The organism is Martinezella lusitana (assembly GCF_014207095.1).
In the GTDB taxonomy this organism is placed as follows: domain Bacteria; phylum Pseudomonadota; class Alphaproteobacteria; order Rhizobiales; family Rhizobiaceae; genus Rhizobium; species Rhizobium lusitanum_B.
The window spans coordinates 1-5,071 of sequence record NZ_JACHBG010000050.1 but is presented as its reverse complement, the minus strand read 5'-3'; the positions used below and the strand labels follow the sequence as shown (position 1 = coordinate 5,071).

General features: G+C 53.6%; 3 protein-coding genes and 1 pseudogene. 2 read left to right on the top strand and 2 right to left on the bottom strand.

Annotation, left to right across the window (positions count from 1 at the left end; genetic code table 11):
- Positions 1-272: 272 nt before the first annotated feature.
- A complete protein-coding gene (locus tag GGD46_RS33445) occupies positions 273-1,241 on the top strand; it encodes a LuxR family transcriptional regulator (RefSeq protein ID WP_004126135.1) in 969 nt (322 codons plus the stop codon).
- A gap of 243 nt (positions 1,242-1,484) precedes the next feature.
- Entirely contained in the window at positions 1,485-2,759 is a 1,275-nt protein-coding gene (gene ectB / locus GGD46_RS33440) for a diaminobutyrate--2-oxoglutarate transaminase (protein WP_004126138.1), read from the top strand.
- A 280-nt stretch (positions 2,760-3,039) separates the two neighbouring features.
- Here the strand turns inward: ectB and tnpC are convergent, their stop codons facing one another.
- Both tnpC and tnpB read right to left on the bottom strand, forming a co-directional pair.
- A complete protein-coding gene (tnpC, locus tag GGD46_RS33435; RefSeq protein WP_004126142.1) occupies positions 3,040-4,638 on the bottom strand; it encodes an IS66 family transposase in 1,599 nt (532 codons plus the stop codon).
- Between the two features lie 75 nt (positions 4,639-4,713).
- A pseudogene (tnpB, locus tag GGD46_RS34635) lies at positions 4,714-4,944 on the bottom strand (IS66 family insertion sequence element accessory protein TnpB); the annotation flags it as partial.
- Positions 4,945-5,071 lie beyond the last annotated feature (127 nt).

Sequence of the window (5,071 nt, the reverse complement as noted above, 5' to 3'; positions counted from 1 at the left end):
TTGGTCCAGGCCATCGTGTTCTCCATCGAATCTCGCAAATCCGAAGGAATCATAACCTGTTGAAATCACCCACCTCTTTTTGAGGCAGCCTCTAAGAGAACTATTGTCAGGTTTGTCCAACCCAGGGTCGCGACGTACTCGGCTGATTATGCTGCATTTCGCATGCAGTTAAGAAAATTTGGTAGAGGCTCTGTGGGTTCTTTCAAATTGGCACGACTCTTGAACTACGGACAGCAATTCCGACCCCTCGGAAAAAACGAGAGGAAAGCAGGATGTCAGCTCTTCCACAGCCCGCTTCCAAAGCTTTAGCGATAACGTTCGCCGGTGGCCGCTCACGGCCAGCGACTTCATCTGGCGACAGCATGGCGTGCCATTATTTGCCCGAGAGACAGCATCGATTGTCTCGGGACGGTTGCGGTTCCACTCAAATCAATAAACAGACTGGCCGAGTTACCGATCTGAATTCCTCGGACCTCTCGCCACCTTCTCAAGCTTTAAATCGAGGGGAACTTGCGGCCGAGTTCGGCCGATTTCTTGACCAGACACATACCGTCGCTCGGTCTAAACAGTTATTTGAGCACTTATCAGCTTTTGCTCTGAATCTTGGCTGCACGTGGATAGCCTACGGTCCTCTTACAACCGAGCGCAAGGTTTTACAGCCGGTTCGACGCCCTTCTTTTGAGATCCTGAACTATCCTGATGAATGGCAGAAGCGATGTCTCGAAATGGGTTATGATCGGAAAGCTCCTATTATCAAGGAAAGTCGAATGCGATCAGGCCCTATTCAATGGAGGGAGGCATACGTTAGCTCGAGCACAACTCCAAACGAACGGCGCATCTTCGACGAGGCTGCAAGCTTTGGCGTAAGGTCAGGCATTACCATTCCATTGCGCAGCGCGGCTGGAAGTTTCGCCATCATGAGCTTTGCCCAGCAGATTGAGCGTGAATTCCACCACAGGGCAATCGCCTACTTACAACTAGCGGCGATACATTTCCATCTGAGACTTGCTAATGTCGGGAGTTCGAATGTCATGGAGAAAGTGCCTGAGCTCTCGCAAAGGGAGAAAGAATGTATTCTCTGGGTAGCACGGGGAAAGTCGTCATGGGACATTGGAATTATTATGAGTATATCTGAAAATACTGTTAATTTTCACATTAAAAACGTCATGAGAAAATTAGACGCTGCGAGTAGAACCGTCGCGGCTATTAAGGCGTTAAATTTCGGATTTATCGAGTTGTAGGAGGCGATGTTCGTTCGTCGCTAAGTGATAGTGCCGCCACTGCCGCAGGCCTGTTTTCCTGCGACGAACAATAGGCAAGTAGGAACACTATCATTCTAGGTAGGAGCACAGTTGGCAATGGCCGTATAGAGTTGCGGAAACTTTCAAAATGGAGCCCGCTTTCGGAGCATTGCTAAGATCTCGCGGTAATTGGCGAGGGGTACAGGCGCTGGTGGGTCATGGCATCTGGTTGAGGAAATAATCGTGAGTAATGACAGCATTTCCAATTCCCTATTTGCCTTTGAAAACCATGAATCGAACGTGCGATCCTATTCCCGATCATTCCCCGTGGTGTTCACGAAAGCGGCAGGAGCCATCCTCGAAGACGAAAATGGTTGTGCGTTCATTGATTTTCTTTCCGGCGCGAGTGCCCTTAACTACGGTCACAATGATCCGCACATCCTAAGTGCTGCCGTGGAATACCTGCATTCAAATGGAGTTATTCATGGGTTAGACATGGCTACGCCGGCGAAAAGAGAGTTTATGGAGCTTTTTGACGACCTGATTTTGCGCCCGTGCGGTCTCTCATACAAATTTCAGTTTGTCGGTCCCACTGGCGCCAATGCCGTCGAGGCAGCTTTGAAACTTGCACGCAAGGTCACTGGACGTCATAGCGTCGTTTCATTCACCAACGGTTATCATGGGGTGAGCCTGGGCGCGCTTGCTGTAACTGGTAATCGATACTTCCGAAATGCGGCAGGTCTTCCTCCTTCCGGCGCGGTCTTCATGCCTTACGACGGTTATTGGGGGCCTGATCAGGATACTACGGAATATCTGGACAAAGTGCTTGCGGATGGTAGCAGTGGCGTCGATTTGCCTGCAGCTGTTATTCTCGAAACCGTTCAGGGTGAGGGCGGCATCAATCCTGCGAGCAGAAACTGGTTGCAGTCGCTAGAGCGGCTTTGCAGGAAGAACGAGATCCTCCTGATTATTGATGACATTCAAGCGGGCTGCGGACGAACTGGCGATTTTTTCAGCTTTGAGTTTGCGGACATTTCTCCAGACATCGTTCTCTTGTCTAAGTCTCTCAGCGGTTGTGGGCTGCCGCTGTCGCTCCTGCTGCTCAAACCCGAATTTGACGTATGGCAACCAGGCGAACACAGTGGAACCTTTAGGGGCAACAATCTCGCACTCGTGACAGCGACTGCTGCTTTGCGAAAATACTGGACAAATGAAAAGCTATCTAAAGGAGTTGTCGAAACAGGATGCATTCTAAGAGAGCGCCTTCAGGAAGTCGCCCAAAGCAACCGAAATTCCAACATTACCGTACGTGGAAGGGGCATGATGGTGGGGCTCGACTGCAGTACGGGCAAATTGGCGGGGGAAATCGTACGGAAAGCCTTTGAAGACGGGCTTGTAGTAGAGCGATGTGGCGCTGAAGATCAGGTTATTAAGCTTCTTCCTCCATTGACAATTGAACGGCAGATCTTGCAGCGTGGCTTGGACATTCTGGAGAAGTCCGTCCACTCAAGCGTATAAAGCTACGCTTGCCTCTTGGAGGCATGGCAGAGCCAAAGCAATGGGGGGAGGGCATTTATCGTAGTTTTGGGCACCGCGGCTCGCACGAACCGGTTCATTCTCCGATCGTGCGGCCGGACGGGCGTCTTCGTTGGCGCCACTCGTAATGGGTTGCCGCTATTTAAAAAGTACGACCCTTAAGCTTGTTGGGTACTGCGGTTGATTTGTCGGATTCATGACACGGAGTTCGGCCCTGCGCGTTGCCCCATCCTCACCTAAATAGTTGAACAGTGGTAAGCGGTTAGCCGACGGCGTCTGGTTTGAAGTTCCATGGCATGAGCAGCTCAATATCAGCGGCTGGCCAGCGATTTGCGATGCGGGTGAGCGTTTGAGATAGCCAGGCAAGCGGATCGACGTTGTTCATTTTTGCCGTCTGCAGAAGTGTGGCGATCGTCGCCCATGTCTCTCCGCCGCCCTCGCTGCCGGCAAAGAGACTATTCTTCCTCGTAATGGTTTGGGGCCGGATGGCACGCTCGACTATGTTGGAGTCGATTTCGACGCGGCCGTCCGTCAAGAAGTGCTCCAGCGCCTCCCGGCGTGTCAGGCCGTAGCGTATCGCCTCAGCAGTCTTGGACTTTCCGGAGACTTTGGAGAGTTCCTTCTCCCACAACTGGAAGAGATCGGCGACAATGCCAGCGGACGTCTCCTGACGGCGCCTCGCGCGCGTTTCGGCATCACTGCCGCGGATCTCGTCCTCGACCTTCCAAAGTTCCGTCATGGCTGTGATCGACGCCGTTGCAGCGTCATTAATGCCGCCGACATGCAGCTCGTAGAACTTTCGGCGTAAATGTGCCCAGCATCCGGCAAGCTTGATCGTTTCATTGCTGCCGGACTTGGCGCGCTCCTTGAGCATGCTGGTATAAGCCGAGTACCCATCCACTTGCAGGATGCCGCTGAACCCGGCGAGATGACGCGCGACACACTTGCCACCCCTGCTGTCTTCGAAGCGATAGGCAACCATCGGCGGGCCAGACCCGCCAAACGGTCGGTCATCGCAAGCGTAGGCCCATAACCACGCCTTCATCGTTCTACCAGAGCCGGGGACCAGCGTCGGTAAGGTGGTCTCGTCTGCAAAAACCCTCTCTCCGGCTTTAATGCGTTCCAAGATGTAATCCGCCAAGATCCGCAGCTCGAAGCCCAGATGCCCCATCCATTGGGCCATCAAAGAGCGGCTGAGAACCACGCTGTCGCGCAGATAGATCGCCTCCTGCCGGTAGAGCGGAAGACCATCGGCGTATTTCGACACGGCGATATAGGCCAGCAACCGTTCGCTCGGCAGCCCACCTTCGATGATATGCGCGGGCGCCAAAGCCTGCAGCACGCCGTCACGTTCGCGGAAGGCATATTTCGGGCGGCGTGTGACGATGACCCTGAACTTCGGCGGTATGACATCAAGCCGCTCGGATCGGTCCTCGCCGATCAGAACCTTTTCCAAGCCTTGGCAGTCGTCGGGGATCTCCGGCTCGATCACTTCCTCGATGCGTTCGAGATGGGCGGCAAAACCTTTGCGTGGCCGCGCCTCCCTTTTTGGCCGCTCTTTGCCCACTTGGCCGAGCTCGCTGTCAATCGCCGCAAGGCCAGTCTCGACCTCCTCAAAAGCGAAGTCTATCTGCTCGTCGTTTATCGCCAGCCGCAGTCGCTCGGAGCGCGTACCGTTTTGGGCCCGCTGCAAAACCTTCAAGATCGCCGTCAAAGTGGTGATCCGCTCGTCGGCTTTCTGTTGGACAGCCTTCATTCGGGCAATTTCGGCGTCAGTCGCAGCCTTCTCTGCGTTCAAAGCGATGATCATCGCTTTCAGCGCATCGATGTCGTCAGGAAGGTCGGGACCGGGTAAAATCATGCGCGTAATAGAGCATAAAATCAGCCGATTTCCCAACACTTACAGCAACATGATTCAACTTGCCGCACGTCGTCATCAGCCGATCGAAAGTGGCCGGCGCACCTTGGCGGGGCGGATCTTTTTCCAATCCATTCCGGCCAGAAGTGCCATCAATTGCGCATGGTCGAGACGGACGCGGGCAGCAGACGGGACAGGCCAGCAGAAGCCATTTTCTTCGATTATTTTGGCGTAAAGGCAGACCCCACTGCCATCCCACCAAACAATGCGGATCCGGTCTGCACGTTTCGAGCGGAATACATAAAGCGCACCGTTAAAGGGTTATGTGGCGCGCCACATAACCATATTTATGCATCGGGTGAGATTTTGTGGCGGAGCCATTACGGCGCCAGCCGGGGACTGCCAAATCTAGAATTCTCCGCCACATAATATTTCA

What these genes read in the sequence shown, in the direction of transcription:
- GGD46_RS33445 (WP_004126135.1), top strand. Translation starts at nt 273, where the DNA reads ATGTCAGCTCTTCCACAGCCCGCTTCCAAAGCTTTAGCGATAACGTTC.
- tnpC (WP_004126142.1), bottom strand. Translation starts at nt 4,638, where the DNA reads ATGATTTTACCCGGTCCCGACCTTCCTGACGACATCGATGCGCTGAAA.